Source organism: Micromonospora sagamiensis (assembly GCF_014680085.1).
Classification (GTDB): Bacteria; Actinomycetota; Actinomycetes; order Mycobacteriales; family Micromonosporaceae; genus Micromonospora; species Micromonospora inyonensis.
Genome location: NZ_AP023438.1, coordinates 836,004 through 862,084, shown reverse-complemented (window position 1 = coordinate 862,084; position 26,081 = coordinate 836,004). Strand labels below are relative to the sequence as shown.

Annotated in this window: 30 protein-coding genes; 26 read left to right on the top strand and 4 right to left on the bottom strand. The window is 73.8% G+C overall.

What is annotated here, in order from left to right:
* The first annotated feature begins 85 nt into the window (after positions 1-85).
* From ftsZ to IGA62_RS03335, 14 genes are all read left to right on the top strand, one after another.
* Positions 86-1,201: a cell division protein FtsZ gene (ftsZ, locus tag IGA62_RS03400; protein ID WP_091459915.1), complete on the top strand. Its 1,116-nt coding sequence runs from the start codon at positions 86-88 to the stop codon at positions 1,199-1,201.
* 9 nt (positions 1,202-1,210) lie between these two features.
* Positions 1,211-1,957: a YggS family pyridoxal phosphate-dependent enzyme gene (locus IGA62_RS03395; RefSeq protein WP_145816281.1), complete on the top strand. Its 747-nt coding sequence runs from the start codon at positions 1,211-1,213 to the stop codon at positions 1,955-1,957.
* 186 nt (positions 1,958-2,143) lie between these two features.
* Entirely contained in the window at positions 2,144-2,842 is a 699-nt protein-coding gene (locus tag IGA62_RS03390; protein WP_145816282.1) for a cell division protein SepF, read from the top strand.
* A 29-nt stretch (positions 2,843-2,871) separates the two neighbouring features.
* Positions 2,872-3,171, top strand: coding sequence for a YggT family protein (locus tag IGA62_RS03385; RefSeq protein WP_091459922.1), 300 nt, complete (start codon positions 2,872-2,874; stop codon positions 3,169-3,171).
* A gap of 50 nt (positions 3,172-3,221) precedes the next feature.
* On the top strand, positions 3,222-4,022 hold the full coding sequence (locus IGA62_RS03380) for a DivIVA domain-containing protein (RefSeq protein WP_091459924.1): 801 nt from the start codon (positions 3,222-3,224) through the stop codon (positions 4,020-4,022).
* Positions 4,023-4,070: 48 nt separating this feature from the next.
* Positions 4,071-4,721: a hypothetical protein gene (locus IGA62_RS03375; RefSeq protein WP_145816283.1), complete on the top strand. Its 651-nt coding sequence runs from the start codon at positions 4,071-4,073 to the stop codon at positions 4,719-4,721.
* Positions 4,722-4,730: 9 nt separating this feature from the next.
* Positions 4,731-5,036 carry a DUF167 domain-containing protein gene (locus IGA62_RS03370; protein WP_145816284.1) on the top strand — a complete coding sequence of 102 codons (306 nt, stop codon included), beginning with the start codon at positions 4,731-4,733 and terminating at the stop codon, positions 5,034-5,036.
* A 22-nt stretch (positions 5,037-5,058) separates the two neighbouring features.
* Positions 5,059-6,561 (top strand): potassium/proton antiporter, encoded by a 1,503-nt coding sequence (locus tag IGA62_RS03365; protein WP_145816285.1) that lies wholly within the window; start codon positions 5,059-5,061, stop codon positions 6,559-6,561.
* 221 nt (positions 6,562-6,782) lie between these two features.
* Positions 6,783-7,199 (top strand): TraR/DksA family transcriptional regulator, encoded by a 417-nt coding sequence (locus IGA62_RS03360; RefSeq protein ID WP_091463368.1) that lies wholly within the window; start codon positions 6,783-6,785, stop codon positions 7,197-7,199.
* 66 nt (positions 7,200-7,265) lie between these two features.
* Positions 7,266-7,943, top strand: a complete 678-nt coding sequence (lspA, locus tag IGA62_RS03355; protein ID WP_145816286.1) for a signal peptidase II — start codon at positions 7,266-7,268, stop codon at positions 7,941-7,943.
* A complete protein-coding gene (locus IGA62_RS03350) occupies positions 7,940-8,884 on the top strand; it encodes an RluA family pseudouridine synthase (protein WP_145816287.1) in 945 nt (314 codons plus the stop codon). The genes lspA and IGA62_RS03350 overlap by 4 nt, the downstream gene beginning before the upstream one ends.
* A 56-nt stretch (positions 8,885-8,940) precedes the next feature.
* Complete coding sequence (locus IGA62_RS03345; RefSeq protein ID WP_145816288.1) at positions 8,941-9,951, top strand: hypothetical protein; 1,011 nt, start codon at positions 8,941-8,943, stop codon at positions 9,949-9,951.
* 97 nt (positions 9,952-10,048) lie between these two features.
* A complete protein-coding gene (locus IGA62_RS03340) occupies positions 10,049-11,767 on the top strand; it encodes a MinD/ParA family ATP-binding protein (RefSeq protein ID WP_145816289.1) in 1,719 nt (572 codons plus the stop codon).
* A gap of 56 nt (positions 11,768-11,823) precedes the next feature.
* Positions 11,824-12,642 carry a DUF2567 domain-containing protein gene (locus IGA62_RS03335; RefSeq protein ID WP_145816290.1) on the top strand — a complete coding sequence of 273 codons (819 nt, stop codon included), beginning with the start codon at positions 11,824-11,826 and terminating at the stop codon, positions 12,640-12,642.
* Here the strand turns inward: IGA62_RS03335 and IGA62_RS03330 are convergent.
* Complete coding sequence (locus IGA62_RS03330; RefSeq protein WP_145816291.1) at positions 12,557-13,261, bottom strand: LON peptidase substrate-binding domain-containing protein; 705 nt, start codon at positions 13,259-13,261, stop codon at positions 12,557-12,559. The genes IGA62_RS03335 and IGA62_RS03330 overlap by 86 nt on opposite strands.
* Positions 13,262-13,363: 102 nt before the next feature.
* Here IGA62_RS03330 and hisD point away from each other — a divergent pair, with 102 nt between their 5' ends.
* The 11 genes from hisD (at position 13,364) to hisF (ending at position 21,303) form a co-directional block, all read left to right on the top strand.
* Positions 13,364-14,689 carry a histidinol dehydrogenase gene (hisD, locus tag IGA62_RS03325; RefSeq protein ID WP_145816292.1) on the top strand — a complete coding sequence of 442 codons (1,326 nt, stop codon included), beginning with the start codon at positions 13,364-13,366 and terminating at the stop codon, positions 14,687-14,689.
* Positions 14,686-15,759: a histidinol-phosphate transaminase gene (locus IGA62_RS03320; RefSeq protein WP_145816293.1), complete on the top strand. Its 1,074-nt coding sequence runs from the start codon at positions 14,686-14,688 to the stop codon at positions 15,757-15,759. Before hisD ends, IGA62_RS03320 begins: the two co-directional genes overlap by 4 nt.
* A gap of 43 nt (positions 15,760-15,802) precedes the next feature.
* Positions 15,803-16,414, top strand: a complete 612-nt coding sequence (gene hisB / locus IGA62_RS03315; protein ID WP_145816294.1) for an imidazoleglycerol-phosphate dehydratase HisB — start codon at positions 15,803-15,805, stop codon at positions 16,412-16,414.
* 22 nt (positions 16,415-16,436) lie between these two features.
* Positions 16,437-16,610, top strand: a complete 174-nt coding sequence (locus tag IGA62_RS03310; RefSeq protein WP_186499759.1) for a hypothetical protein — start codon at positions 16,437-16,439, stop codon at positions 16,608-16,610.
* The gene (hisH, locus tag IGA62_RS03305; RefSeq protein ID WP_145816295.1) at positions 16,607-17,227 is read left to right on the top strand and encodes an imidazole glycerol phosphate synthase subunit HisH; all 621 of its coding nucleotides are present in this window, start codon (positions 16,607-16,609) and stop codon (positions 17,225-17,227) included. Before IGA62_RS03310 ends, hisH begins: the two co-directional genes overlap by 4 nt.
* Positions 17,228-17,259: 32 nt before the next feature.
* Positions 17,260-17,586 carry a hypothetical protein gene (locus tag IGA62_RS03300; protein ID WP_145816298.1) on the top strand — a complete coding sequence of 109 codons (327 nt, stop codon included), beginning with the start codon at positions 17,260-17,262 and terminating at the stop codon, positions 17,584-17,586.
* A gap of 15 nt (positions 17,587-17,601) precedes the next feature.
* Complete coding sequence (gene priA / locus IGA62_RS03295) at positions 17,602-18,327, top strand: bifunctional 1-(5-phosphoribosyl)-5-((5-phosphoribosylamino)methylideneamino)imidazole-4-carboxamide isomerase/phosphoribosylanthranilate isomerase PriA (RefSeq protein ID WP_145816300.1); 726 nt, start codon at positions 17,602-17,604, stop codon at positions 18,325-18,327.
* A gap of 88 nt (positions 18,328-18,415) precedes the next feature.
* Positions 18,416-18,862 carry a MarR family winged helix-turn-helix transcriptional regulator gene (locus tag IGA62_RS03290; protein WP_145816302.1) on the top strand — a complete coding sequence of 149 codons (447 nt, stop codon included), beginning with the start codon at positions 18,416-18,418 and terminating at the stop codon, positions 18,860-18,862.
* A 5-nt stretch (positions 18,863-18,867) separates the two neighbouring features.
* Positions 18,868-19,293: an organic hydroperoxide resistance protein gene (locus IGA62_RS03285; protein ID WP_145821833.1), complete on the top strand. Its 426-nt coding sequence runs from the start codon at positions 18,868-18,870 to the stop codon at positions 19,291-19,293.
* A complete protein-coding gene (locus tag IGA62_RS03280) occupies positions 19,290-20,288 on the top strand; it encodes an NADP-dependent oxidoreductase (RefSeq protein ID WP_145816304.1) in 999 nt (332 codons plus the stop codon). The genes IGA62_RS03285 and IGA62_RS03280 overlap by 4 nt, the downstream gene beginning before the upstream one ends.
* A gap of 208 nt (positions 20,289-20,496) precedes the next feature.
* On the top strand, positions 20,497-21,303 hold the full coding sequence (gene hisF / locus IGA62_RS03275; protein ID WP_145816306.1) for an imidazole glycerol phosphate synthase subunit HisF: 807 nt from the start codon (positions 20,497-20,499) through the stop codon (positions 21,301-21,303).
* Positions 21,304-21,356: 53 nt separating this feature from the next.
* On the opposite strand, the gene IGA62_RS03270 is transcribed toward hisF, so the two are convergent.
* Positions 21,357-21,827 carry a hypothetical protein gene (locus IGA62_RS03270; protein ID WP_145816308.1) on the bottom strand — a complete coding sequence of 157 codons (471 nt, stop codon included), beginning with the start codon at positions 21,825-21,827 and terminating at the stop codon, positions 21,357-21,359.
* Positions 21,828-21,894: 67 nt separating this feature from the next.
* Complete coding sequence (gene yczE, locus IGA62_RS03265) at positions 21,895-22,539, bottom strand: membrane protein YczE (protein ID WP_145816310.1); 645 nt, start codon at positions 22,537-22,539, stop codon at positions 21,895-21,897.
* 60 nt (positions 22,540-22,599) lie between these two features.
* On the opposite strand from yczE, the gene yczR reads away from it, so the two are divergent.
* Positions 22,600-24,054: a MocR-like transcription factor YczR gene (yczR, locus tag IGA62_RS03260; RefSeq protein ID WP_145816312.1), complete on the top strand. Its 1,455-nt coding sequence runs from the start codon at positions 22,600-22,602 to the stop codon at positions 24,052-24,054.
* Positions 24,055-24,172: 118 nt separating this feature from the next.
* Here the strand turns inward: yczR and IGA62_RS03255 are convergent, their stop codons facing one another.
* Positions 24,173-25,999, bottom strand: a complete 1,827-nt coding sequence (locus IGA62_RS03255; RefSeq protein ID WP_145816314.1) for an AMP-dependent synthetase/ligase — start codon at positions 25,997-25,999, stop codon at positions 24,173-24,175.
* Positions 26,000-26,081 lie beyond the last annotated feature (82 nt).

Here is a 26,081-nt window from a genome sequence, read left to right as displayed (position 1 = left end):
TCTTCACGGGTGATAGTTGACGTCGACGGCGATCCGGGGCGAGCCGTCGGTCGGCGTGGCCAATCTCGAAGGGAAAGGACCGGAGATGACACCTCCGCACAACTACCTGGCGGTCATCAAGGTCGTCGGCATCGGGGGCGGCGGCGTCAACGCCGTCAACCGGATGATCGAGGTTGGGCTCAAGGGCGTCGAGTTCATCGCGATCAACACCGATGCGCAGGCGCTGCTGATGAGTGACGCCGACGTCAAGCTCGACGTCGGTCGTGAGTTGACCCGGGGGCTCGGCGCGGGCGCCAACCCCGACGTGGGCAAGAACGCCGCCGAGGACCACCGCGACGAGATCGAGGAGGTCCTCAAGGGCGCCGACATGGTCTTCGTGACCTGCGGCGAGGGCGGCGGCACCGGCACCGGGGGCGCGCCGGTCGTGGCCAACATCGCCCGCAAGCTGGGGGCGCTGACCATCGGTGTGGTCACCCGGCCGTTCTCCTTCGAGGGCAAGCGGCGGCAGGTGCAGGCCGAGTCCGGCATCGAGGAACTGCGCAACCAGTGCGACACGCTGATCGTCATCCCGAACGACCGGCTGCTGGCCCTCGGCGACCGGGGCATCAGCATGATGGACGCCTTCCGCCAGGCCGACCAGGTGCTCCTCTCCGGTGTGCAGGGCATCACCGACCTGATCACCACGCCCGGTCTGATCAACCTGGACTTCGCCGACGTCAAGAGCGTGATGAGCGGCGCGGGCAGCGCGCTGATGGGCATCGGCAGCGCCCGGGGCGAGAACCGCGCGGTCGAGGCGGCCGAGGCGGCCATCTCCAGCCCGCTGCTGGAGCAGAGCATGGACGGCGCGCGCGGCGTGCTGCTCTCCATCGCCGGCGGCTCCGACCTGGGCCTGTTCGAGATCAACGACGCGGCCCAGCTGGTCACCGACGCGGCCCACCCGGACGCGAACATCATCTTCGGCGCGGTCATCGACGACGCCCTCGGCGACGAGGTGCGGGTGACCGTGATCGCGGCGGGCTTCGACGGTGGCGCGCCGGCGTACAAGGCGGTCGAGTCGGGGCGCAAGAGCAACCAGAACCAGCCGACCACCCCGCCCTCGCCGGTGCCGCCGCAGACCACGATGCCCCCGCCCACCCAGTCGCCGCGCCGGGTCCTCTTCGACGACGTCGACGTGCCCGACTTCCTCAAGAACGGGTCCTGAGTCGCGCCCATGACCGACCGAACCACCCCGGTACGACCCGACCGCCGCGCCGAACTCGCCGCCGGGCTGGCCCGGGTACGGGCGCGGATCGCCGAGGCATGTGCCGCCGCCGGGCGGGACCGCGCCGAGGTGACGATGATCGCGGTGACCAAGACGTACCCGGCCGGCGACGTGCTCGCGCTGGCCGGGCTCGGCGTCGTGGACGTGGGGGAGAACCGCGACCAGGAGGCGTCCGACAAGGCCGCCGAGGTGGCGGCGGCCGGGGTGCGTCCCCGGTGGCACTTCATCGGGCAGCTCCAGCGCAACAAGTGCCGCTCGGTGGTCCGCTACGCCGACGTGGTGCACTCAGTGGACAGCGTCCGGCTGGCCGACGCGCTCGGTGCTGCGGCCAGCCGGGAGCGGGACCAACCACTGGAGACGTTGGTGCAGGTCAGCATCGACGGTGACCCCGGCCGGGGTGGAGCGCTGCCGGATTCCGCCGACCCGGACCGGGGCCTGCACCGGGTGGCCGAGGCGGTGGCCGGGACCGGTCCGCTGCGGCTGGCGGGGCTGATGGCGGTGGCGCCGCTGGGCTGGGAGCCGCAGCGGGCGTTCGCCCGGCTCGCCGAGGTGGCCGAGGAGTTCCGGACCGTCCATCCGGGGGCCACCGCACTCTCCGCCGGCATGAGCGGCGACCTGGAGGTCGCGATCGCGTACGGCGCGACACATGTCCGCGTCGGCAGCGCGTTGCTCGGAATGCGTCCCACGCTGCGGTAGCCTTCGCGGGAAAGCAAATTACATCAGTGTTGTTTGGGCCGGCGTCCCACGTCGGGGGTCAGGCGGACGACCGCGAATCGTCCGCTGTGGTTGCCGGCCCGGTCCGGTGGGCAAGGGGAGTCCCACACGCGACACGCGACACGGGCACGGGGGCGCGTGCCGCACTGCGGACGGAAGGGCGCGGCGATGGGTGCACTGCGCAAGGCGGGGGTCTGGCTCGGTCTCGTCGAGGAGGACGACGAGCGGGGCTACGACGACGGCGGCTACGAGAAGGGCAGCTACCGCGACTCGCGGTACCGGCAGAGCCGGTACGCCGAGGAGTTCGCCGAGGACGACGAGGACGAAGCCGACGACCCGCCGGCTCCCCGGCCACGGCCGGGTGAGCGGAGCCGGCTGAGCGAGCGGGCGACCACCCGCACGGAGAGCGACCGTGGGGACGGCGACCGGTTGGAGCGTGCCGACCGGACGGAGCGGGCGAGTGTCCGCTCGATCACCCGCTCCGGCGCCGGTGAGGGTTCCGGCGTGGCCTACCACACCCGGGACAACCTCGCCCTGGCGCCGCAGACCCAGCCCCGGGAGCGGACCGTGGTCGCCGAGGAGGAGCAGCGTTACCAGATCACCACGCTGCACCCGACGACCTACCGCGAGGCCCGGACCATCGGTGAGCACTTCCGCGACGGCGTTCCGGTGATCATCAACCTCACCGAGATGGACGAGGCGGATGCCCGCCGTCTGGTGGACTTCGCCGCCGGTCTGGCGTTCGGGCTGCGGGGTACGATCGAGCGCGTGACCAACCGGGTGTTCCTGCTCTCGCCGGCCAACGTCCAGGTCACCGCGGAGGACAAGGCCAAGATCGCTGAGGGTGGCTTTTTCAGCCTGGGGTAACACCCCCCGACCGAGGGACGTCGCCTGCTGTGTTGTCGATCCTGCTCCAAGTGCTGTACCTGATCCTGTACGTCTTCCTGCTCCTCCTCCTGGCCCGTTTCGTGCTCAGCGCCGTCCTCCAGTACGGTCGCCGCTGGCAGCCCGGTCGGGGAGCGTCGGCGGGACTGGAATCCGTGTGGAGCGTCACTGATCCGCCTCTCAGGGCGTTGAGGCGGGTGATCCCTCCGCTGCGGATTGGTACCGTGAGCATCGACCTGGCTTCCCTTGTGCTCCTGGTTATCCTGTTCGTGCTGATGGAGTTCGTGTTAAGGCGGCTGATCCTCGGGTGATTGCCCGGTGACAGCCCGCTACGCGGCCGCAACTGACCCGAGGAGTTTCGATGCCGCTGACCCCGGCCGACGTCCACAACGTCGCCTTCAAAAAGCCGCCGATCGGCAAGCGGGGGTATGACGAGGAGGAGGTTGACGCCTTCCTGGACGAGGTCGAGCGCGAGCTGGCCCGTCTGATCGAGGAGAACAACGAGCTCCGCGCCCAGGTGGAGCGCGGTGGTCGAGGTGGTGCCCCGGCCGGCCCCGGTGCCGACGCCCGGCTCGCCGCCGAACTCAACGACATCAAGGCCCAGCTCGACCGGGCGCAGCGGGACAAGGCTGCCGCCGAGCAGGCCGCCCGCGCCATGCAGGCCGAGCTGGAGCAGGTCCGCTCCCAGGGTGGCCCGGCTCCCGCCGGGGACGGTGAGCAGCAGGCGCTGCGGGTGCTGATGATGGCCCAGCGCACCGCGGACGACCACCTCTCCGACGCCCGCCGCGAGGCCGACCAGCTCCTCTCCGAGGCCCGGACGAAGGCCGAGGAGGTCACCCGCGAGGCCCGCAACAAGGCCGACGCGCTGGAGCGGGACGCCCGGCAGCGGCACCAGGAGGCGATGGGCGGGCTGGACGCCAAGCGCACCGCCCTGTCCAAGCACATCGAGGAACTCAAGCAGTTCGAGCGGGAGTACCGCACCCGGCTCAAGGCGTACCTGGAGAGCCAGCTGCGTGACCTCGGTGCCCGGGGGCAGGACATCGAGGCCGACATCAACGGCGGCGAGGGTGGCCGCAGCGTCGGCAGCGGTGGTCTGGCGACCGCCGGTCTCGGCGGGTCGTACAGCGGGAGCCGCACCAACGCTCTCGAAGCCGGCCACTGAGCCCTCGACCAGCTGATCCGGATCAGCACGACGCGACGGGGGTGAGCCGTGATAGTGGGAAGTCTCCTGCTCATCCTCGTCGCCGTCGTGCTCCTGGTGGCCGGTCTCGTCGGCGGCTCCAGCGTCCTGCTGATCGCCTCGATCGGGGCCAGCCTCCTGGCCGCCGTGGCTCTCGTGGTGGGTGCCCGCCAGGTGGCCGCCGCCCGGGCGGCGGCGGATCCGACGGGCCCGCCCGCCCGTCCGGCCGACCTTAGGCGTGAGCCGGCGGCGACCGGGACGACGTCGACCGACGCCCGGCGTACCGTCGGGCCGACCGTACCGACCCAGTTCGCCTCCGCGACGGACGGCACCGGTGGCAGCGGGTGGCGGCAACCGCCCGGGTCGCCGGTGGCCGGCCCGGAGCCGCACGCCCCGCCCGGATCACCGGTCGACGCGCCCCGGGACGACGACCCCGGGGCGGCGGTCGACGAGCCCGGCGTGCAGGAGGTCTCTCCGGCCGACGCGGCCCGGGTGGCCCGCCTCGCCACCGAGGTCCAGGTGGTCGACGGTCGGCCCCGCTACCACGTCGCCGACTGCCTGCACCTGCTCGGCCGGGAGCCCGAGCCGCTGCCCGCCTCCGAGGCCGTCGAGCTGGGTTTCACCCCCTGCGCGGACTGCGCGCCGGACACCGCCCTACTCGCCGACTCCCGCCCGTCCTGACCGGTCGCCGTGCCCGGGGAGGAGACGCTGTCCGTCGCGGTCCGGGTCAAGCCCGGCGCGTCCCGGGCGCGGGTGGGTGGGCGTTTCGACGGTCCACACGGGCCGGCCCTGGTGATCGCGGTGAACGCCCCGGCGGTGGACGGCCGGGCGACCGAGGCGGCCCGTCGGGCGCTGGCCCGTGCGCTCGGCGTACGACCGGCCGCGGTCTCCCTGCGGGCCGGCGCGGCGAGCCGCGACAAGCTCTTCCTGGTGGCACACCCCGAGCCGGCCGTGTCCGCGCTGCTGTCCCGGCTGCGCGACGGACCGGACGGGTGACGGCCGTCCGGGGCCGACGCCCGTGACGCACAACCTGGACGTCGCGCTGCTGGTCGGCGCGGCGGTCCTGTTGGTCGCCATCGGCGCGGTCCGCTTCTCCACCCGGCTGGGTGTGCCGAGTCTCCTGGTCTACCTGGCGCTCGGCATGGTGATCGGCCGGTCCGGTCTCGGCATCCGGTTCGACGACGCCGAGCTGACCCGGATGCTCGGCTTCTGCGCGCTCATCGTGATCATCGCCGAGGGCGGGCTCACCGCCCGGTGGAGCACCCTTCGTCCGGTGCTCGGGCTGGCCACCGCGCTCTCCACGGTGGGCGTGCTGGTGAGCATCCTGGTGGTCGGGTTCGCCGTCCACCTCCTGCTCGGCCTGGACTGGCGGCTGGCCCTCCTCTACGGCGCGGTGCTCTCCTCGACCGACGCGGCGGCGGTCTTCGCCACCCTGCGCCGGCTGCGCCTGCCGCCCCGGCTGGTGGCCACCCTGGAGGCGGAGTCGGGGATGAACGACGCCCCGGTGGTGCTGCTGGTGGTGCTGCTGTCCCGGGGCTTCCCGCTGGCCCACCCGTGGTGGTACGAGCTGCTCCTGGTCGGCTACGAGCTGGCGGCCGGGGCGGCGGTGGGCTTCGCCGCCGGGTACCTCGGCCGGCTGGCGTTGCGCCGGGCCGCGCTGCCCTCGGCGGGGCTCTACCCGATCGCGGTGGTGGGGTTCACCGTGCTGGCGTACGCGGTCGGGGCGTCGGTGCACGCCTCGGGGTTCCTCGCCGTCTACGTGGCCGGGGTGCTGCTCGGCAACGCCCGGCTACCGCACCGGCAGGCGATCCTCGGCTTCGCCGACGGGCTGGCCTGGCTGGCGCAGATCGGCCTCTTCGTGCTGCTCGGCCTCCTGGTGACCCCGGCCCGGCTGGACGAGGCGATCCTGCCGGCCGTGGTGGCGGGCCTGGCGCTGCTCTTCGTCGCCCGTCCGCTCAGTGTGGCCGCCTCGGCCCTGCCGTTCCGGTTCGGGCTACGGGAGCAGGCCTTCCTCTCCTGGGCGGGGCTGCGGGGCGCGGTGCCGATCGTGCTCGCCACCATTCCGCTCTCCACCCGGGTGCCCGACGCGGACCGGCTCTTCGACTCGGTCTTCGTGCTTGTGGTGATCTTCACGTTGGTGCAGGCCGGGACGTTGGCCCCGGTCGCGCGCCGGCTGCGGGTGACCGCGCCGGCCGAGGCGGCGGAGATCCGGGTGGAGACGGCCCCGTTGGAGCGGATGCGGGCGGACCTGCTCCAGCTGGAGGTGCCGGACGGCTCCCGGCTGGCCGGGGTGCACGTCGACGAGTTGCGGCTGCCGCTCGGGGCGTCGGTGACCCTGGTGCTGCGGGACGGCACCGGATTCGTGCCCGGCCCGGACACCCGGCTCAAGGTCGGGGACAGCCTCTTGATCGTGGCGACGGCCGGGGTGCGGGACGAGACGGAGCGGCGGCTGCGGGCGGTCAGCCGCCGGGGCCGGTTGGCCCGGTGGTTCGGGGAAAGCGGGGATGACCGGAGCGACTGACCTGGTATTGTCCTTTTGCCCCGATTGAGGATTGTTCGGGGATGAAATAGGGGATATCGGTGCGGCACGTTGTCGGACGCCTGTACGTTCCGTATTCTTCTGAATCTCTGGAGTGCGCGACGACTGTCGCGCGCCCCTTTTGTTCATGGGGGACGCCACCGCCGGCGGACCCCGTCCAGGCACCGGGGACCGCCGCGGCTGCCGCGGCCGAGGGAGTGACGATGGCGAAGCCAGACACCAGGACCGCCGGCCGGAAACCGACGGCGAAGTCCCCCCGCAGCGCCGCCGAGACCGAGAAGATCCGGGCGGCCCTGGCGGCACGGCGTGACGAGTTGCGCGCCGAGTACGATCACACCCTGAGCGAGATCACCGAGCTCCAGCGCGACCGGTTGACCGACTCGGCGGGCGACGACCCGGCCGACACCGGCGCCCGGACCTTCGAGCGGGAGCAGGAGATCTCTCTCGCCAACAACATCCTGGAGCGGATCACGCAGGTCGAGCGGGCACTGGAGCGGCTCGACGAGGGCGGTTACGGCTGGTGCGAGCGGTGCGGCAACCCGATTCCGGTGGAGCGGCTCGCCGCCTTCCCGTCGGCCACCCTCTGCGTGACCTGCAAGCAGCTGGAGGAGCGGCGCTGAGGCGTGCTCCCCGGCGGCCGGGCCGAGGTCGGTGAGCGATCACCGCGGAGCGTCGATGGGGAGCACATGACGGCAGCAGGGCCGGACGGGCCCGGAACCGCCGAGCCGGGCGGTGGCGGGCCCGGACGCCGCGCGATCGCGGTCCTCGCCGGCACCGCCGGGCTCGCCTTCCTGGCTGATCAGTCCACCAAACACCTCGCGCTGGCCACACTGGACGACCGTGACCCGGTCCGCCTGCTCGGCGGGACGGTCCACCTCACCCTGACCCGCAACAGCGGGGCGGCGTTCAGCCTCGGCGCCGACCACACCTGGATCTTCTCCGTGATCACCCTCGCGGTGGTCGGCTGGATCGGCTGGATGGCGCTCCGGCTGCGGTCGGTGCCCTGGGGGCTCTCGCTCGGCCTGGTGCTCGGGGGCGCGTTCGGCAACCTGGCCGACCGGATCTTCCGGGCACCGGGGTACTTCGTCGGCCACGTGGTCGACATGGTGAGCCTCTTCGACCCGTACGGCCGGGTGTGGCCGGTGTTCAACCTCGCCGACAGCGTGCTGGTCTGCGGAGTGGTGCTGGCCGTCGTCCTCGAACTCACCGGTCGGCAACGCGACGGCACCCGGCTGCGCGGGGCCGGCTCCGCGCCGGCCGCCGGGAGCCCGAAGGAGCCGACCGACGGTCCCCGACGGCGGGAGACGACCTCCGTCGAGGACCAGCGGGAGACAACCGACGTCGAGCAGCGGGAGCGGGCATGAACACCACGTCGTACGGTGGCGGCGACCACCGGTCCCTGCCGGTCCCCGACGGTCTGGACGGCATGCGGCTGGACCAGGCCGTGGCCCGGCTGTTCGGGCTCTCCCGTACCGCCGCCGCGGCCCTGGTCGACGCGGGCGACGCCCTGGTCGACGGGGTGGCCCGGGCGAACTCGCACAAGGTCAAGGCCGGCTCCTGGCTGGACGTGACCCTGCCCGCGCCGGCCGCCGCGCCGACCGTGGTGCCGCAGGCGGTGCCGGGGCTGCGGGTCGTGCACGCCGACGACGACATCGTGGTGGTGGACAAGCCGGTGGGCGTGGCCGCCCACCCCAGTCCCGGCTGGACCGGGCCGACCGTGATCGGCGGGCTCGCCGCGATCGGCCACCGGATCTCCACCAGCGGCGCGGCCGAGCGCCAGGGGGTGGTGCACCGGCTCGACGTGGGCACCACCGGGATCATGGTGGTGGCCAAGAGCGAGCAGGCGTACACCGCGCTGAAGCGGGCCTTCAAGTACCGCGAGGTCGACAAGCAGTACCACGCCGTCGTGCAGGGGCACCTGGACCCGCTGCGCGGCACCATCGACGCCCCCATCGACCGGCACCCGCACCACGACTACCGCTGGGCGGTGGTCTCCGGCGGCAAGCCGAGCATCACCCACTACGACACGGTGGAGGCGTTCCCGGCGGCCAGCCTGGTCGACGTCCGGCTGGAGACCGGTCGGACCCACCAGATCCGGGTGCACTTCTCCACGCTGCGCCACCCGTGCGTGGGCGATCTCACCTACGGCGCCGACCCCACCCTGTCGGCCCGGCTCGGCCTGTCCAGACAGTGGCTGCACGCCCGCGCGTTGAGCTTCCTGCACCCCCGAACGGGGGACGAGGTCCGCTTCGTCAGCGACTACCCTGACGACTTGGATCGCGCGCTGGGACGCCTGCGCGACTGACGTCCCGGCCACGGCAGCGGTCCACCGGTCACCCATCCGAGGAGGGGGCGGTCGCCGTGCGCGCCGGTGAGCTGTTGCGTCAGCTGGACGAGCGGTTCCTGCCGTCGCTGGCCCGGGCCGTGAACGGCCCCGCCTCCCGTCCGCGGCTGTTGGGCTGGGTCGCGCTCGTCTCGGTGAGCGCGGTCCTGCTCACCGCGGTCTGGGCCACCGACCGCCCGCCGACCGGCGACCGGACGGTGGGCGAGGTGACCCGGGTCGGAGTGGGCCAGGGCGACTCGATTCCCGGCTACCTGCGCTCCGCCGGCGACGAACTCGCCGCGCTGCCCGACCCGGCCCCGTCGGCGTCCGCCGGGTCGACCTGGGCGCTGGTCTCCCTGGCGGAATACCTGCCGCCGGACCGGCTCGCCCCGGTGCTCGGGGACGTTCCGGTCTCCGCGGTCTTCGGGCGGGTGCCGCTGCCCGGTCGGCAGACTCAGATCGTGCGCATTCCGGCGCGGCGCGTCCCCGAGGACGTACGCGCCGGGATGGTCGAACTCGCCGACCGCAAGGACCGGGAGGCGGCCGACTACCGGACCCGCGGCGCGGAGCTGACCGGCGACGGGCCGCGCGAGCGGGAGCTGCGCCAGCTCTACGACAGCGGTGCCGAGGTGGCGGCGGCCGAGGCGGCGGCGTACCGGGCCGGTTGTTCCTGCGTGTACGCGGCGGTCGTCCGGGCCGAGCCGGCCCGGCTGCGGACGGTGGCGGCCCGCCCCGGCGTCCGGACGGTGGACCCGGCACCCGAGGTCGAGCGGCTGGACCGGACGGTCTTCACCCCGCCCCTGCCCGAGCAGGAGGACCTGGTCCGCCCGCCCACCGACGAGCAGCTGCCGAGCGCGCCGCCGTCGTTCCCGACCACCGGCAGCCCTACCGCCACCGGCACACCGGGAGGTACCGTGACCAGCGCCCCGGCCCTGACGGCACCGGCCAGCCCGCCCCGACCGGGCGGGACGACCACGGTACCGCCGGAGCCGTCCGGGGCGAGCACGTCCGGGGCGATCGACGGGGACGGTTCCGAACCGACACCGTGAAGCCGGCGACGGGGAGGTGCGCGTACGGGTGTGGTCCGAATAGGGTTGGCTTCGTAGCCTGTCAGGCGGAGACCGATGGCGCTGGGGAGGGCGAGCCTTGGACGGCACCGAGACCGGTTGGGGTCGGTCGGCCGAACCAGCACCGCGTTGGCGCACGCTGCTCGACCGGGCTCGGCTCGGTGGCCGCGGCGGCGGGGAGCAGGTCGAGACCGACCGGGAGGTGGACGAACCGTTCCTGCCGCCGGCACCGGACCCGTTGCCCCGGCGCGGTGGTGGCAACGGCTACGCCGGGCGGGCGCGGGCGATCGAGCCGGCGTACGGCGGGGAGTACCGCTCGGATCCGGGGTACCCGGTGGAGCCCGACCGCCCGGTCGAGTCGGCGTACCGTGCCGACTCCGGCTACCGGGCTGATCCCGGGTACCGCGTGGAACCGGTCTACCAGGGCGGAACGACGTACCCGGCCGAGTCGACCTACCGCGTCGAGCCGGCCTACCGCACCGACGCCGACTCCGGCTACCGCGCGGGTTCCGGCTACCGCGCCGAGGACGGCTACCGCTCCGGCGACGGCTACCGGTCCGGCGAGGGCTACCGCGCCGACGACGGCTACCGTGCCCAACCGGCCTACCGCCAGCCCGAGCCGGCGTACCCGGCGGAACCGGCGTACCCGGCCGAGCCGAGCTACCGGGCGGAGCCGGCCTACTCCGAGCAGACCTACCCCGTCGAGCCGGCCTACGTGATGCCGGTGGAGCCGGTCTACCAGCCCGAGCCGGCCCACCCGGTCGAGCCGGTGTACCGGGAGCCGGCCCCGTCGGCGGAGTCCCGGTACGCGCTGCTGGAGCAGTACCGGCACAACCCCTACCCCGCCGAGAGCCGCTACGGGGCGTTGGAGGGCGGCTACCGCCAACCGGAGCCCGCGTACCCGCCGCCGGTGGCCCGGGCGGCGGTGCCGGCGGTCGTCGACCGGAGCTACCCGGCCCGGCTGGAGTGGCGCCCGCAGACCGTCGAGAGCGAGCAGGAGCGGGCCGCGGCGATCCTGCGTCGCGACTTCGGCACCCCCCGGGTGCTCGCCTTCGCCAACCCGAAGGGCGGGGTGCACAAGACCACCGCCACCGTGCTGGCCGCCGCGACGGTGGGCAGTGTGCGGGGGCGGGGTGTGCTGGCCTGGGACGACAACGAGCTGCGCGGCACCCTCGGGCTGCGCGCCGGCAGCGCGCGACACGCCCGGACGATCCGGCACCTGATCGCCGACCTCGCCACGATCGAGATCAGCCAGGGCCCCGACCTGGTGGAGCAGCTCGACGACTACCTGCGGCACGCCTCCGACGGCTCGTACGACGTGCTGGCCGGGGAGGAGAGCCCCCGCTTCGCCCAGAAGCTCGACAAGTACACCGTCCAGCGGGTGCTCGACCTGCTCCGCCGTACCCACGACGTGATCTGTGTGGACACCGGCAACAACGTGGAGAGCCCCAACTGGCGGGCGGTGATGAACGCCGCCGACCAGCTCGTGCTGACCACGGTGCCCCGGGAGGACGCGGCGTTCAGCGCCGACTGGATGCTGGACCTGCTGCACGAGGTCGGTATGGGCGAGCTGGCCGACAACGCGGTCACCCTGCTCTCCTGTCCCAACCCGGACCGCTCCCCGCTCCTGGACGACCTGCAACGGCACTTCGCCACCCGGACCCGGGCGGTCGCGGTGGTGCCCTACGACCCGGCCCTGGAGACCGGCTCGTCGATCGAGTACCACCAGCTCCAGCCGGCGACCCGCGAGGCGTGGCTGAGCGCCGCCGCGGTGATGCTGGAGCCCTTCGCCCGGTGACCTCGTGGTCGGCCACCGCCGTGCCACCACGTCGGGCTGCCTGAGAGGATCACCGGGTGAGCCCGGCAAGCCCCGATCCCGACCGCCCCGTCGACCCCGCCGACGCGGCGCACCCCCCGCATCCCGGCGCCGACGGACCGGCTGTCGTCGCGCCCCCGACCGGCGTCGGCATGCCGGCCGGCGCAGGCGGACCGATCGACGTCGACGGACCCGGTGGCGTCGGCATGCCGGCCGGAGTCGTCGCGCCGGCCCGGTGGGCGCCGGCCCGGATGGCCGGTGCGCTCGGACTGCTGACCCTGCTGGGCGTCCCCCTCGGGCTGCTCTGGGCGGCCCTCGCCCCCGGCACGCCGGTGATCAAGAGCGCCGACGGCGCGGTCTACGCCGAGGCCCAACCGGAGCAGCCGATCGCGGCGGACGGTTGGTTCAGCCTCCTCGGCCTCGGGTTCGGGATCCTGGTGGCACTCGGGCTGTGGTTCCTGCTGCGCCGCCACCGGGGTCCACTGGGGCTGCTCGTGGGCGTTCTCGGCAGCCTGGGCGCGACCGTGGTGGCCTGGCAGCTCGGCCGGCGGATCGGGCTGGCGGAGTTCCAGCGGCTGCTGGTCGAGGCACCCGTCGGGCGGCACTTCGACAAACCGGTCGACCTGCGCGCGGGCGGCGTCGACCAGGTGCTCGGAGTGCTGCCGGTGCCGTACGGCAACCTGCTGCTGCCGGCGTTCGCCGTCGCCGTGACGTACACCCTGCTGGCCGGCTGGTCCCGGTGGCCGTCGCTGCGCCCGGAGCCGGAGCAGGTCAGTTGGGTGCCGGCGGGGACGCCAGTTCCCGCAACGGCACCGGAACCGCCCGCACCTGACGCAGCAGAGCCGCCTCGCGGTTGAGCAGCCGCAACTCGGCGCGGAGCCGGCCGGCGGTGTCGTCGATGGCGAGCAGCCGCTGCCGGTCGGCCACGGTCAGCGCGGCGGTCGCCGCGACCAGGTGGGACAGCACCGTCGGGTCGTCGGGCAACTGCTCGGCGATCGCCTCCGGATCGGGTCGGATCAGCGCGAGGTACTGCCGGAAGACCGCGATCACCCGGGCCGCCAGCAGCCCGGTCGCCTCGTCGGGGTCCTCCGGTTCGGGCAGCCACTCCACGTCGGCGGTGAGGTACGGCGCGGCGTGCTCGTCGACCCGGGCCAGCCGGAACCGCCGCCGGCCAACGGTCACCACGTCGAAGCCGCCGTCGGCCAGTTCGGTGACCTGGCGCAGCTCGGCCGTGCAGCCCACCTCGTGCAACGTCATCCCGGCCAGCCCCGGCGGCGACCCGTCGGCCGGTGCGGGCGGGGCCACCTCGGAGCCGCGCTCGATCGCCACCACCCCGAACTCCCGGCGGGTACCCTCGGGAGACGCGACCAGGTGGCGGATCAGCGCGCGGTATCTCTCCTCGAAGATATGCAGCGGCAGCACCAGCCCGGGGAAGAGCACCGTCTGGAGCGGGAACACCGGCAGCCGTGCGGTCACGCCGTCGAGGGTAGCCCGATCCGGTGGGGCGTGGCTCGCCCCACCGTCCCGGCGTTCGGACGCCCCACGGGCGTCGCGCGCCCGGCCGCCTAGACTCGCAGTGTGCTGAATCGGATCGACCTGCGGGGGAGCGACACCGACCCGCGCCGCCTGCTGCCCCGTGCCCGGCTCGACGTCTCCGCCGCGGTCGAGCGGATCCGCCCGCTCGTCGAGGCCGTGCGGGAGCATGGTTACCCGGCGATCCGGGAGGCGAGCGAACGGTTCGACGGGGTGGCCCCGGAACAGCTGCGGGTGCCGGTCGAGGCCATCGCCGCCGCCGAGGGGACGCTCGACCCGGACGTGCGCGCCGCGCTGCTGGAGTCGATCGCCCGGGCCCGCCGGGTCCACGACGACCAGCGCCGCACCGACCACACCACCCGGGTGGTGCCCGGCGGCACGGTCACCGAGCGCTGGGTGCCGGTCGACCGGGTCGGTCTCTACGTCCCCGGCGGCCTGGCGATGTATCCGTCCACCGTGGTGATGAACGTGGTCCCGGCCCAGGCCGCCGGGGTCCGCTCGCTGGTCGTGGCCAGCCCGCCGCAGCAGGACAACGGCGGCCTGCCGGACGCGCGCGTGCTGGCCGCCTGCGCGCTGCTCGGCGTCGACGAGGTGTACGCCGTCGGTGGCGCCCAGGCGGTGGCGATGCTGGCGTACGGGTCGACCACCGACGCCGCCGGAACGACCCGCTGCGCACCGGTCGACATGATCACCGGGCCGGGCAACATCTGGGTCACCGCCGCCAAGCGGCTGCTACGCGGCGTGGTCGGCATCGACGCCGAGGCGGGCCCGACCGAGATCGCCATCCTCGCCGACGACACCGCCGACCCGGCGCACGTCGCCGCCGACCTGGTCAGCCAGGCCGAGCACGACCCACTGGCGGCGAGCGTCCTGGTCACCTGCTCGGTGGCGCTGGCCGACGCGGTGGACCGCGAGCTGACCCGCCAGGTGGCCGCCACCAAGCACGTCGAGCGGGTCACCACCGCGCTCACCGGGGAGCAGAGCGGCATCGTCCTCGTCGACGACCTCGCCGCCGGGCTGCGGGTGGTCGACGCGTACGCCGCCGAGCACCTGGAGATCCAGACCGTCGACGCCCGCGAGTGGGCGTTGCGGGTGCGCAACGCGGGGGCGGTCTTCGTCGGCCCCTGGTCGCCGGTGTCGCTCGGCGACTACTGCGCCGGCTCCAACCACGTGCTGCCCACCGGCGGCTGCGCCCGGCACTCCTCCGGCCTGTCCGTGCAGTCCTTCCTGCGCGGCATCCACCTGGTGGAGTACACCGAGGAGGCGCTGCGCGAGGTGGCCGGGCACGTGGTCACCCTGGCGACCGTGGAGGACCTGCCCGCGCACGGCCAGGCGGTGCGGGCCCGCTTCCCCGGGGAGTCCCTGTCGTGACCGCCCCCGACGACCTGCCGATCCGCGACGACCTGCGCGGCCTGCGCCCGTACGGCGCGCCGCAGCTCGACGTGGCGGTGCGGCTGAACACCAACGAGAACTCCTACCCGGTGCCGGAGCCGGTGGTCGAGGCGATCGGCAAGGCGCTCGCCGCCGAACTGCGTGACCTCAACCGCTACCCGGACCGGGACGCGGTGGCGCTCCGCGCCGACCTGGCCGGCTACCTGGGCCACGGCCTGACCGGCGAGCAGGTCTGGGCGGCGAACGGCTCCAACGAGATCCAGCAGCAGCTGCTCCAGGCGTTCGGCGGCCCGGGACGGGTGGCGCTGGGCTTCACGCCCGCGTACTCGATGCACCCGCTGCTGGCGCTGGGCACCGGCACCGCCTGGCAGCCGGCCCGGCGCGGCGCGGACTTCGCTCTGACCGTGGACGACGCGGTGACGCAGGTCCGCGAGCACCGTCCGGACGTGGTCTTCCTCTGCTCACCGAACAACCCGACCGGCACCGCGCTCGACCCGGAGGTGGTGGCCGCCGTCCTGGACGTGGCCCCCGGCATGGTGGTGGTCGACGAGGCGTACGCCGAGTTCGCCCGCCCCGGCACGGTCAGCGCGCTGGCGGTGCTTCCCGGCCATCCGCGCCTGGTGGTGACCCGGACGATGAGCAAGGCGTTCGGGTTCGCCGGCGGGCGTCTCGGCTACCTGGCCGCCGACCCGGCCGTGGTGGCGGCGGTGCAGCTGGTGCGGCTGCCGTACCACCTCTCCGCGCTGACCCAGGCCGCCGCCCGGGCGGCGCTGGCCCACCGGGACGCCCTGCTCGGCACGGTGGCGGCGATCAAGGTGCAGCGGGACCGGATCGTCACCACCCTGCGTGACCGGGGCCTGCGGGTCGCCGACAGCGACGCCAACTTCGTCCTCTTCGAGGTCGGCGGGGACCAGTCCGTGGCGTGGCGGGTCCTGCTGGAGCGGGGTGTGCTGGTCCGGGACGTCGGCCTGACCGGCTGGTTGCGGGTCACCGCCGGCACCCCGGCCGAGACCGACGCCTTCCTGGCCGCGATGGAGGAGATCCGGTGAGGACAGCGCGCGCCCCGCAGTCGCGAACGAGAGGTTACCCAGCATGAGCCGGACCGCCCGGGTGGAGCGGACCACCAAGGAGACCAGGGTGCTCGTCGAGATCGACCTCGACGGCACCGGCGCGGCGGAGATCAGCACCGGGGTCGGCTTCTACGACCACATGCTGCACCAGATCGCCCGGCACGGCGGCTTCGACCTCACCGTGCGGACGGTCGGCGACCTGGAGATCGACGCCCACCACACCATGGAGGACACGGCGCTCGCCCTCGGCGCCGCGTTCGACCAGGCGCTGGGGGACAAGGCCGGCATCCGGCGGTACGGCTCGGCGACCGTCCCGATGGACGAGGTGCTCGTCCGCGCCGCCGTCGACCTCTCCGGCCGGCCGTACGTGGTGCACGACGAGCCGCTGCTCACCCCGTACATCGGGCCGGTCTACCCGACCAGCATGACCCGGCACATCTGGGAGTCGTTCGGGCAGGCGGCCCGGATCACCCTGCACGTGGACGTGCTCCGGGCGGCCCGCCCCGGCGGCCACCCGGACGCGCACCACGTGGTGGAGGCGCAGTTCAAGGCGGTCTCCCGGGCGCTGCGCGAGGCCACCGCGATCGACCCGCGCTCGGCCGGCGTGGTGCCGAGCACCAAGGGGGCGCTGTGACCGCCGGAACGGGGTGCCGCTGATGGACACGGTGCTCCCCTCGTTGCTGCTGATCCTCGCCGGCCTCCTGGCCGGCGGGGTGGTCTCCCTGCACCGGCAGGGCGCCGCCCGGGGCGTGGTCGTGGTGACCGCCCTGCTCGCCCTGCTCGCAGGCGTCGGGGGCGTGCTCTGGCTGATCCCGTTGGTGACGTCGTGAGCCGCGTCGTGGTGCTCGACTACGGGTCGGGCAACCTGCGGTCCGCCGAGCGGGCGTTGCAGCGCGCCGGTGCGGACGTGACGGTCACCGCCGACCTGACCGCCGCGGCCGCCGCCGACGGGCTGGTGGTGCCGGGTGTCGGGGCCTTCGCCGCCTGCATGGCCGGGATCGAGGCGCTCGGTGCCGGCCCGGTGATCGCCGACCGGGTCGCCGCCGGGCGACCGGTGCTCGGCATCTGCGTCGGCATGCAGGTGCTCTTCTCCCACGGTGAGGAGCACGGGGTGGTGACCCGGGGGCTGGGTCTGCTGCCGGGCGGGGTGACCCGGCTGGCCGCCACCCGGTTGCCGCACATGGGCTGGAACACGCTGCGCCCGCCGGCCGGCTCGACGCTCTTCGCCGGGCTGCCGGAGGGGGGACGGTTCTACTTCGTCCACTCGTACGCCGTCGCCGACGTGGCGGCGCTGACTGCAGCCGGGGCCGTGGTGACCACCGCCCGGCACGGGGACGACTTCGTCGCCGCCGTGGAGCGGGGCGCGCTCTCGGCCGCCCAGTTCCACCCGGAGAAGTCGGCCGACACCGGTGCCCTGCTGCTGCGCAACTGGCTGGGCACGCTGTGACCGGCGATGGCTGAGCCCGGTCGGGTCGGCCGGTGAGCAAGGAACGGGCCCGGCTGCGGGCCGCCCGGGAGGCCGAACGGGAACGGGACCGGGCCGTACGGGCCCGTCGGGTGGCCCGGCGGGAACGCCGTCGCGCGCTGCTGCGCCGGCTGAGGCCGGGTTGGCGGCGGCGGCGTACCGGCCGCCTGCTGGCCCGCCGGAGCCGGGCCGAGCGCGCCGGCATCGTGGTGCTGACCCTGGCCGTGCTGGGGTCGATCTGGACGCTGGTGCCCGATCCCGCGCTGCGGGTGCTGCTGATGGTGCTACTACTGCTCGTACTCCCGGCGATCGTGGTGATCGCCCTGGACCGCCGTACCTGATCCGAGGAGAACACGTTGAGTCTGACCCTGCTGCCCGCTGTGGACGTCGCCGACGGGCAGGCCGTCCGTCTCGTGCAGGGCGCCGCCGGTAGCGAGACCGCCTACGGCGACCCGCTGGAGGCGGCGCTGGCCTGGCAGAACGACGGCGCGGAGTGGATCCACCTGGTGGACCTCGACGCCGCCTTCGGTCGGGGGTCGAACGCCCCGCTGCTCGCCGAGGTGGTGCGGCGGCTGGACGTGAAGGTGGAGCTGTCCGGCGGGATCCGGGACGACGCCTCGCTGCGCGCCGCACTGGCCACCGGTGCGGCCCGGGTCAACATCGGCACCGCCGCGTTGGAGGACCCGCAGTGGTGCGACCGGATCTGCGGCGAGTACGGCGACCGGGTGGCGATCGGGCTGGACGTGCGCGGCCGTACCCTCGCCGCGCGGGGCTGGACCCGCGACGGCGGCGACCTCTTCGAGGTGCTGGAGCGGCTGGACAAGGCGGGGGCGTCCCGGTACGTGGTGACCGACATCACCAAGGACGGCACCATGCGCGGGCCGAACCTGGACCTGCTGCGCGAGGTCTGCGCGCGTACCGACGCCCCGGTGATCGCCTCCGGCGGTGTCTCCACCCTGGACGACCTGCGGGCCCTGGCCACCCTGGAGCCGGTCGGCGTGGAGGGCGTGATCGCCGGCAAGGCGCTGTACGCCGGCGCGTTCACGGTGGCCGAGGCGCTGCGCGTGCTCGCCGACGCCTGAACCGGCACCCCGGCCCGGCACCCACCGGGCCGGGTCCCGCCCACCCAATTGAGTTGTGCGCAATCAAATTGCGCGCTACCTTTGCCGGGTGGACGACGACCTGGTGCTGCGCCGACAGGTGTGCTTCGCGCTCTACACCGCCTCCCGGGCGGTCACCGACGTCTACCGGCCGATCCTCGACGAGCTGGGGCTGACCTACCCGCAGTACCTGGTGCTGCTGGTGCTCTGGGAACGCGGCGAGGCCGCCCCGACCGTCTCCGAACTCGGCGCCGACCTGCGGCTCGACTCCGGCACGCTCTCCCCGCTGCTCAAGCGGCTGGAGGGGGCGGGCCTGCTGGTCCGCCGCCGTGCCGCCCGCGACGAACGGCGGGTGGAGATCGAGCTGACCGCCGCCGGGCGCGCGCTGCGGGACCGGGCCTGCGACGTGCCGCACCGGGTCGCCGCGTCCACCGGACTCACCCTCGACGAGCTGGTCGCGCTCCGCGACACCCTCACCCGGGTGACCGAGACCATCCACCGACACAAGGGGAAGTGACCACCATGCAGGTGCTCTACACCGCCGCCGCCCACGCCACCGGCGACGGCCGCGACGGCCACGTCCGCACCTCCGACGGCACGGTCGACCTCGATCTGGCCGTCCCGAAGGAGATGGGTGGCGCCGGCGGCGCGGCCAACCCCGAGCAGCTCTTCGCCGCCGGGTACGCCGCCTGCTTCCACTCCGCGCTGCGCCTGGTCGCCCGCAGGGCCAAGGCCGACGTCAGCGGCTCGGTCGTGGACGCCGAGGTGGGCATCGGCCCGAACGGCGACGGCGGCTTCACCCTCACCGTCGGCCTGGTGGTCGACCTGCCGTCGGTGCCGCGTGCCGTCGCCGAGGACCTGGTCGCCCGGGCCCACCAGGTGTGCCCGTACTCCAACGCCACCCGGGGCAACATCGACACCACCCTGACCGTCCGGGACGCCGCATGACGGTCAACCGGGAGATCCACCTCGCGTCCCGGCCGGACGGCTGGCCCACCCCGGAGAACTTCCGTCTGGTCTCCACGTCCGTCCCGACCGCCGGGGACGGTCAGCTCGTGGTCCGCAACGTGGTCATGTCCGTCGACCCGTACATGCGGGGGCGGATGAACGACGTGAAGTCCTACGTCCCGCCGTTCCGGCTCGACGCCCCGCTCGACGGCGGCGCGATCGGCGAGGTGGTGCAGAGCCGGGCCGAGGGGTACGCCCCCGGTGACCTGGTGCTGCACGGCCTCGGCTGGCGGGAGTACGCCCTGCTCGACGCCGGCTCCGCCCGCCGGGTCGACCCGGCGCTCGCGCCGGTGAACGCGTACCTGAGCGTGCTCGGGATGACCGGCCTGACCGCGTACGCCGGCCTGCTGGAGGTCGCCGGCATGCGTGCGGGCGAGACCGTGTTCGTCTCCGCCGCCGCCGGTGCGGTGGGCAGCCTGGTCGGGCAGATCGCGAAGCTGCGGGGCGCGGCGCGGGTGGTCGGCAGCGCCGGCTCACCCGCCAAGGTCGAGCGCCTGCGCGCGCTCGGCTTCGACGTCGCCTTCGACTACCACGACGGCCCGGTCCGCGACCAGCTCCGCGCCGCCGCCCCGAACGGGATCGACGTGTACTTCGACAACGTCGGTGCCGACCACCTGGAGGCGGCGATCGCCGCGCTGCGCCCGCACGGCCGGGCGGCGATCTGCGGCATGATCGCCCACTACAACGCCACCGAGCCGCCGCCCGCCCCGCGCAACCTGGCGCTGGTGATCGGCAAGCAGCTCACCCTGCGCGGGTTCCTCGTCAACTCCTACGGCCACCTGCGCGAGCAGTTCGTCGAGGAGGCATCCGGCTGGCTGCGCGAGGGTCGGCTGCACCAGGACGAGACCGTGGTCGACGGCATCGAGAACGCCCCGGCGGCCTTCCTGGGCCTGCTCCGCGGCGAGAACCTCGGCAAGATGCTCGTCCGCCTGTGAGCTCCACCACCCCGCCCGGGTGGTAACCGAGTCCCGCCCACCCCACCCCACTTCACCCCGGCCCGGCCGGGTGGTAGCAGGGGTCCCCTGTTACCGCTTTTTGTCGAGGAGGGGGCCCCTGCAGACACCCCAACCCCCGGCGCGTGCCACGGGCTGGGGGCGTCGGCGGGCCGGGGTGGCGGAACGGGGTGGGCGGTAGGCTCGCGGCATGACGGTGGCGGTACGGGTCATTCCCTGTCTGGACGTGGACGCCGGACGCGTGGTCAAGGGCGTCAACTTCGTCGACCTGCGGGATGCCGGCGACCCGGTCGAGCTGGCCGCGGCGTACGACCGGGCCGGCGCGGACGAGCTGACCTTCCTCGACGTGACCGCCTCCTCCGACGACCGGGGCACCATGCTCGACGTGGTCCGCCGGACCGCCGAGTCGGTCTTCATTCCGCTCACCGTCGGCGGGGGCGTGCGCCGCGTCGCCGACGTGGACGTGCTGCTCCGGGCGGGCGCGGACAAGGTGGGAGTGAACACCGCCGCCATCGCCCGTCCCGAGCTGATCGCCGAGATCGCCGAGCGGTTCGGCCGGCAGGTGCTCGTGCTCTCCCTCGACGTGCGGCGGGCACCGGCCGGCACCTCCGACAGCGGGTTCGAGGTGACCACCCACGGCGGACGGCGGGGCACCGGCCTGGACGCGGTGGAGTGGGCGCACCGGGTGGCCGTGCTCGGCGCGGGCGAGATCCTGCTCAACTCGATGGACGCCGACGGCACGAAGGCTGGCTTCGACCTGGAGCTGATCCGCGCGGTACGGGCGGTCGTCGACGTACCGGTGATCGCCTCCGGCGGGGCCGGGGCGGTGGCCCACTTCCCGCCGGCCGTGGCGGCGGGCGCCGACGCGGTGCTCGCGGCCAGTGTCTTCCACTTCGGTGAGCTGAGCATCGGCGACGTCAAGGACGCGCTGCACGCCGCCGGGCACCCGGTCCGGCTGCCGGTGGCCGCCCCGGCCGGGGTGCCCGCCGAGGCCTGACGCCTCCAGCCGGAGCCGGGCCGCCCCGGCCGCCGGAGTCCCCGGTGGGCGGGTCAGCCCCGGTCGCGGCCCGGACCGCCGCCCTCCGGTGAGCGGCGTGGGGTCGGGATCGACCGCTTGACGTACTCGTGGACGGCGGCGGCGTGCTCCTCCTCCGGCAGCACCCAGTCGGCCTGTCCCGGTGCGTGTCGCCGGCTCAGCGCGGTCTGCACCGTGTCGACGGCGGTGGAGAGCCCGGCGGCCGGCCGGGTCCGCCAGAGCTGCTCACCGGCCGGTGTGATCCGGAACCAGCCGTCGGTGACGCTGACCAGACCGGCGCCGGCCAGGCGACGCACCGCCGTCTCCACCTCGTGCCGCTGCGGAATCGCCTGGTTGAGGTGATCGGCGGTGGAGAGCACGTCGGTGAGGCGGACCCCCTCCGGCCGCCGGCTCGACGGGGCCCGGCGGTGCCGTCCGGCTCCGCTGGCGATCACCAGTGCCACGAAGATCCAGGCGTCCGACCAACGCCATCCCTCAGCCCCCATGGGGAAATGATGCCGGCTGAGTGGCCCGGAGTAAAACATCCGGTTCGGCGCTCGCGGGACGCCCAGCTCAGACCGGTTCGGCCAGTGGTCGTACCGGCGCGTCGGCGCCGGAGACGGTGACCAGGGGGAGGAACGCCTGGGTCAGCGGGCCGATGGCCAGCGCGTAGGCGACCGTCCCGACGCCCACCGTGCCGCCCAGCAGCCAGCCCAGCGCGAGTACGGCCACCTCGATGACGGTTCGGACCAGGCGGACCGACCGGCCCGGGTGACGGGCCACGTACCCGGTCATCAGCCCGTCGCGCGGCCCCGGACCGAGTCGGGCGCCGAGGTAGAGGGCGGTGGCCAGGCCGTTGAGCAGGATGCCGGCGGCGAGCAGCGCGGTCCGGGCGGCGACCGGGCGGACGTCGGGCAGCAGCGCGAGGCTGGCGTCGATCACCAGACCGACGACCAGGACGTTGCTCACCGTGCCCAGGCCGGGACGTTGCCGCAGCGGCAACCAGAGCAGCAGCACCAGCAATCCGACCAGGATGGTGGCGGTGCCGAAGGAGAGCCCGGTGTGCCGGGCCAGCCCCTGGTGGAAGACGTCCCACGGGTCCAGCCCGAGGTTCGACTCGATCATGAAAGCCATGCTGACGCCGTAGAGCGCCAGTCCGGCGAAGAGCTGGACCAGGCGTCGGGGCAGCCGGTCACGGAGGTTGCCAGTCGGGGCCATGCATGCCAACCTAAGGGCCAATCGCGGCGGTTCGAGAGAGCCAATCGGGAGGGAGTGGCCATGACCAGCCAGGTTCGCGGGGGACAACTGGCCCGCCTGCTCGGTCAGTGGCATGCGCTGCCGGGCCGCCGCCGGTCCCCGGACTACGCCGCTCTCGCCGCCGCCGTCCGGGGCCTGCTCGCCGACGGCCGCCTGCCGCTGGGGGTACGCCTGCCGGCCGAGCGGGAACTCGCCGAGGCGCTGCGGATCAGCCGGACCACGGTCACCGCCGCCTACCGGGAGTTACGCGAGAGCGGGCACCTGAACAGTCGGCGCGGGGCGGGGAGCTGGACCATGCTTCCCGGCGGTCACCGGGTCGCCAGCTCCGGCCTGTGGACGCCCCAGGACGACCTGGACATGATCGATCTGGGCATCGCGGCGCTGGCCGCCCCGCCGGAACTGGTCCCGGCCACCCGGGCCGCCACCGAGGACCTGCCCCGCTACCTGGGCAGCGCCGGCTACCACCCGACCGGGATCATCGAGCTGCGGGAGGCGATCGCCCGGTCGTACGCCGAGCGCGGCCTGCCCACCAGCCCCGAGCAGATCATGGTCACCAACGGCACCCAGCACGCCCTGGACCTGGTGCTGCGGTTGGCGCTCGCCCCGGCCGGCAGCGTGCTCGTGGAGTCGCCGACCTATCCCAACGCGCTGGCCGCCCTCGCCGCGCGGCGGGCCCGGATCGCCACCCACGGGCTCGCGCTCGACGCCGGCTGGGACGCGGACCTGTTGCTGGCCAGCATCCGCCAGTCCCGACCGCGGCTGGCCTACCTGATTCCCGACTTCCAGAACCCGACCGGCCACCTCATGCCGGTCGATCTGCGCGAGCGGGTGGTCGGGGCGGCCCACGCGGCCGGCACCGACCTGGTGGTCGACGAGTCCTTCGTCGACCTGCCGCTGGACGGCACGCCGGTGCCCCCGCCGACTGCCACCTTCGACCGGCACTCGCGGGTGATCACGATCGGCGGGATGAGCAAACCGTACTGGGGTGGACTGCGCATCGGCTGGGTGCGGGCCTCCGCCCCGCAGGTGCAGCGGCTGGCCGCCGCCCGGATCGGGGTCGACATGTCCAGCCCGGTGCTGGACCAGCTCGTCGCGGTCCACCTGCTCGCCGACGCGGCGACGATCGTGGCCGCCCGCCGGACGCAGCTCGCCCACCAACGGGACGCGCTGCTGGCCGCGTTGGCCGAGCGGTTGCCGCAGTGGCGGGTCGCCGTGCCGCGCGGCGGGGTGACCCTCTGGGCGGAACTGGACGGGCCGGTGTCCAGCGCCCTGGCCCGGGCCGCCGAGGAGGTCGGCGTACGCCTGGCACCCGGCCCCCGGTTCGGGCTGGACGGCACGCTGGAGCGCTTCCTGCGGCTGCCGTTCACCCTGCCCGCCGCCGATCTGGTCGACGCCGTGCACCGGATCGCCGCGGTCCGGTACGACCTGGACCGGGCCGGCCGTCCGCAGTGGCGCGAACCCTCCGTCATCGCCTGAGCGCCGCCCCCGGGTGGCCGTCCGGCGCACGCACCCCTCGGCCGGCCGGCCGGGACACGGACCGGCCCCGGGCGGGTTCCCTCGCGACGAGAGGGTCCGCCCGGGGCCGGGTGGTGGGTCAGATCTCGGCGAGCGCGCCGTCGTACATCTTCTCGATCTCGGTGGCGAAGTTGTTCTCCACCCCGCGCCGCTTGATCTTGAGCGACGGGGTGATCTCGCCGTCCTCGATGGTCAGGTCGCGCGGCAGGATGGTGACCTTCTTGATGGTCTCCCAGCGGTTGAGCTTGCTGTTCAGCTCCGCGACGTACCCCTCGACCATCTCCTTCGCCTGCGGCGAGGTGACGATCGCGGTGTAGTCGCGACCCGCCAGCGGCCCGCCCGCCGCCCAGCCCTTGATCGCGTCCGGGTCGAGGGTGACCAGCATCGTGCAGAAGTTGCGGGCCTGGCCGATCACGAGCGCCTGCGAGGTGTACGGGCAGATCGCCTTGAACATGCCCTCGATGTGCGACGGCGCGACGTACTTGCCGCCGGACGTCTTGAACAGGTCCTTCTTCCGGTCGGTGATCTTCAGGTAGCCGTCGGCGTCCAGCGTGCCGATGTCCCCGGTACGGAAGAACCCGTCCTCGGTGAAGGCGGCGGCGGTCTCCTCGGGCAGGTTGTGGTAGCCGCGCATCACCGGACGGCCCCGGAGCAGGATCTCCCCGTCGGTGTCGATGCGGCACTCCAGATCGCCCATGGCCTGCCCGACGGTGCCGATCCGCAGCCCGTCCGGCCGGTTGACGAAGTTGCCGGCGCTGGTCTCGGTGAGGCCGTACCCCTCGGAGATCGGCAGGTTGGCCGCGGCGAAGAAGGTGGCGATCTCCGGGCTCAGCGGAGCGGACCCGGAGACCAGCACGCGGATCCGGCCGCCGAGCCGGTCCTGGATCTTGCTGAACACCAGCTTCTCGGCCAGCCGGTGGCGCAGCCGGAGCCCGCCCGGGACCGGCTTGCCGGCCTGCTCCAGGGCGACCTTCTCCTTGCCGACCCGGACCGCCCAGGCGAAGATCTTCGCCTTCACGCCGCCGGCGTCCCGCGCGGTGGTGACCGACTTGTTGTAGACCTTCTCGAACACCCGGGGCGCGCCGCACATCAGCGTCGGACGGACCACGGAGAGCAGTTCGACCAGCTTGTCCACCCGGCCGTCGACGTAGGTCGGCAGGCCGACGTGGGTCGCCCCGCAGAGCAGGGTCTTGCCGAACGAGTGGGACAGCGGGAGCCAGAGGTACTGGAGGTCGTCGGCGCGCAGCAGCCCGACGTCGGCCTGCGCGACCCCCTCCCAGCACCAGCCGCCGTGCAGCAGCTCGACGCCCTTGGGGCGACCGGTGGTGCCGGAGGTGTAGATCAACGTGGCCAGGTGGTCCGGCCCGAGTTCTTCGACGATCCCCTCGACCAGGCCCGGTTCGGCGGCGAGCGCCCGCGTGCCCCGCTCCTCCAGTTCGGCGAGCGTGAGCTGGGGGACGGCCGCGCCGGGGTCGGCGGTGCCGTCGAAGAGGACCACGTGGGTCAGTGCGGGCAGGTCGGCCCCGGCGATCTTGGCAGCCTGGGTGGGGTTCTCGGCGAAGAGCACCCGCGAGCCGGAGTCGGCGACGATGTAGCAGGTGTCCTCCGGCTCGGTGGTCGGGTAGACCGTGGTGGTCGCCCCGCCCGCGCACATGACGCCGAGGTCGGCGACGACCCACTCCAGCCGGGTGTTGGCCAGGATGGCCACCCGGTCCTCGAGTCCGATACCCAGACCGTGTAGGCCGGCGGCGACCGCCTTGGCCCGGTGCCCCACCTGTTCCCAGGTCAGCCAGACCGGTCCCGAGTCGTCGGGGGCGGGGTGGGCGAAGGCGGGGCGGTCCGGGGTGGCCGCCACGCGCTTGAGGAACATGTCCGGGATCGAACGGTACGGTACATCGAGAGCCATCGCTGTAGCCGCCTTCAGGGGGTGGTGACGTGATCGTGGTCACGCTGGGTCTGCGGTTACCGAAGGGTATTGCGTACACCCG